This window comes from Priestia sp. P5_B4, from assembly GCF_056400385.1.
Map to the genome: position 1 here is coordinate 1 of NZ_JBFULJ010000419.1, position 3,273 is coordinate 3,273.

Annotated in this window: 3 protein-coding genes; 1 reads left to right on the forward strand and 2 read right to left on the reverse strand. The window is 40.8% G+C overall.

Features of this window, described 5'->3' with window-relative positions; translation table 11 throughout:
• The first annotated feature begins 325 nt into the window (after positions 1-325).
• Positions 326-853, forward strand: a complete 528-nt coding sequence (locus AC1DRF_RS20545; protein ID WP_035335366.1) for a hypothetical protein — start codon at positions 326-328, stop codon at positions 851-853.
• A 200-nt stretch (positions 854-1,053) separates the two neighbouring features.
• Here the strand turns inward: AC1DRF_RS20545 and AC1DRF_RS20550 are convergent, their stop codons facing one another.
• Entirely contained in the window at positions 1,054-2,565 is a 1,512-nt protein-coding gene (locus AC1DRF_RS20550; RefSeq protein WP_477741548.1) for a methyl-accepting chemotaxis protein, read from the reverse strand.
• Positions 2,566-2,582: 17 nt separating this feature from the next.
• The coding region (locus tag AC1DRF_RS20555; RefSeq protein ID WP_477741549.1) for a diguanylate cyclase domain-containing protein at positions 2,583-3,273 on the reverse strand (691 nt) is incomplete at its 5' end.

Below are 3,273 nucleotides of genomic sequence, written 5' to 3' on the forward strand. Positions count from 1 at the left end.
TAATTCTACATTCAAAATTAGTTACTATTAGCTATTTAAAAAAACAGTTCTAAAGTTGTCGTACAAGTATCCAAACATTTCCTCTACGAGTGAATACAGTATAGAGTACTGCAAAGAAAGGGTGATTATTATAAAAAAGTATTATTTCAATTACAATGATAAAGATGACAGATATTATGTAGAAAAATCTTATCCTTACAAGAAGAAATCTCGCGAGACTTCCCTTAACAATAAGAAAGAGCAACTTCAAGAAGATGCCCATGAGGAAGCACGCGGCTGGGCTTATGGACGTGAAGAAGATAGCTCTGAAGAATCACAAGTTTGGATGTATGAACGCGAAGAAGATTTCTATGAGGAATCACATGATTGGGCTTCTAAATATAAAGAAGATAAAGGCAAAAAAGGAAGCACGCGGGAGTCAGCATTTAGAGCGCTCAATTTAACGATGCCTCAAAATGTTCCTGCAAATACGTTTGTAAAAGCAGTTTTCCCAACTGAACAATTTGATTTAGCAAATGAATATAACCCGATTACCTCTACCTTCCGCCCCAAAAAAGATGGCGTATATTCCATCATTGCTACAATTGGATTCTCTCCTAACGACCAAATGCTAGATTATAGAACTCGTATAGAAATACGTGTAAATGGGACAACCGCTATCGCTATCGATAACGATTTCTTTGGCGGGAACACACCGTTTGTTAATGCGGTATCCGTGTCTACTATTTACAATTTAGAAGCTGGAGATCGCGTTGAAGTTTTTGTTCAAAGCAGCATAGCTGGCACAATCGTCACATCCGAAGATGGCTCACATTTTGAAGCAGCTAGATTTCCTTCTCCAACAAATAACTAACACTAGCTTTTAGCCAAAAGCATAAATCCCCTCTTTTTAGATCGCTTCATTTTTCTAAAGGAGGGGATTTATATAAACATTAGTGGTCTAAAGGTCTGCAGAAACTTTTTAAGCGTTCGTATGTACATAATTCTTTAGTAGATGTATAGCATTAATCCAGTGTATAAAATCATGTACTTCTATGTAGTCTGCTGCCTCACTCACGCTTGCTTCGTTAACTTTTCCGTTACGCTGCCAAGCTCTTCAACTAACCCACTTAAAAATTCCGCCGTCTGGCCAATGATCTGCAGCGATTGCAGCTGACGCACGGAAGCAGAAGAAATGCCCCTGCTGCTTGCAGCCGATTGATTGGCAAAAGCGGTCATATCGCTGACGGCATGGAGCACCTGCGTAGATCCGGCTGCTATTTGCTGAGCAGAAGCAGACGTTTGCTGAATTTGCTCGTGAACGTAGGCAGATGCGTCGGCGATTCGATTAAAAACATTTTCCGCTTCGTTGGCTAGTAAAATACCGTTTTTTACATCGGCTGTTCCTGATTGAATGAATGCTACGGCTTGAGACGTTTCTTGCTGAATATGCTGAATGAGCCTTGCTACTTGTTCAGCTGACTGATTGGATTGTTCGGCAAGTTTGCGAACTTCCGCTGCTACGACCGCAAACCCTTTACCATGTTCGCCTGCGCGTGCTGCTTCAATTGCAGCATTTAGCGCCAGTAGATTTGTTTGTGCAGCAATGCCTGAAATCACACTCATAATATCGTTGATTTCCGCAGAACGTTCTTTTAACTGATGAATAACACTAGCTGCATGTTGAACAGAAGAATCGATTGTATAAATTTGTTGAATTGCTTCTTGAATTTTTTCTTTTCCCTGCACGGCTTCATTTGCTGTTTGATCAGAAGCTTCGCTGACTGCCGCTGAAGCCTCAGCTATTTTGGTTACGCCTTGCGTCATCTCTTCTAGAAACTCACTGCTTTTTTGAGCCATTATTACCTGCTGCTCAGCTCCTGCGGCTAGCTCTTGCATTGAAGCAGACGTATGGTGACTAGCCGTTTTTGATTCTTCTAAATTCCCCTTTAAGTTGTCAACCGTTTGTCTTACCTGCCCATTCGTTTCATGCAGTTTTTTCATCATGTCATAAATGATATGCTGCTTTTGTTCATTTTCCTGCTGAAGCTGTTCTGTGTATTTTTTCTTTGAAGTAATTTGCCAAGCGGTTGCCCCTGATGTAAAAAGCAGATAAGCTGCGTGAAGGCAAAGCATCGAAAAGGAATAAGAAGACGTTCCCAAAATAATCGGCGTAAAAAATGGCACGAAAAATCCAGCTAGATGCTCGATGACAAAAATACCCGTCATTAACAATAACAGCTTTACATTTTCATAGTAGGAAAGAATAGCTATCACCATAAAAATTGAAAAGTGATACTCGACCATTCCTCCTCCCCCTACAACCGTGCTGATACTTGAAAACGTCAGCGTTAGCGTCACAAACGCAGGTACTAGCTCATGCTTTTTAACGTACAGCACAAGCAGCACACCAAGAAAAAGAATAGGAAGCATCAAAAAGATTATGGACACTTCGCCTGGCGTTGAATTATGTTCCATGGACATGCCGGACATACCCATCGGCCAAATACGATGAATGATATGTATAAGCAGAGAAAGTGTCACTGCTTCGCTTGATAAAACAACCATTAATTTATGTTTATTCATGTTTATCCCTTTCTATATTAGACAATACTTCCTTTATCTATAGAATCGGCTGCAGATTGGTTTTTTTTATAGAAATTCACGTTATTTTTCCCCTGTCGTTTTCCTTCGTACAGCGCTTGATCCGCCTGTTTTAACAGCTCTTGAAACGATTCTCCGTTTTCTGGATAATAAGCGGCTCCAATGGTCGATGTAGCTGTAAAGATGCAGGATTCAATACTCCATTCTTTTTGAAGCTCTCCGTGAATTCGTTCCATGATTTGCTGTATTTCCTCGCACCTTTCAATCTGCCGAAGCAAGATAACAAATTCATCGCCTCCAAGGCGATATACTTCGTCACATGCGCGAATGCAAGACGTTAAACGATGTGCGTACTGAATTAAAAATGCATCGCCAATATCATGGCCAAATTGATCGTTCACTTCTTTAAAATTATCGCAGTCTAAAAACAGCAGGCCAAACCTTTCTTTTTGCTCAATCGCAGCCTGTACTTGTTTTTGCAGCATCATTCGATTCGGCACCCCCGTTAAACTGTCATGAAATGCCTTAAACTTCAGCTGATTTTCCAGCTTTTTTTGCGCAGTAATATCGGTTTGAATCAGCACGTAGCTTGAGATGCGATGATGAATATCGGTCAGCGGAACAATCGTCTTATGACTCCACACGATGACGCCTTCTTTTGTTATGCTTTTGACTTGCCCTCTCCAAACC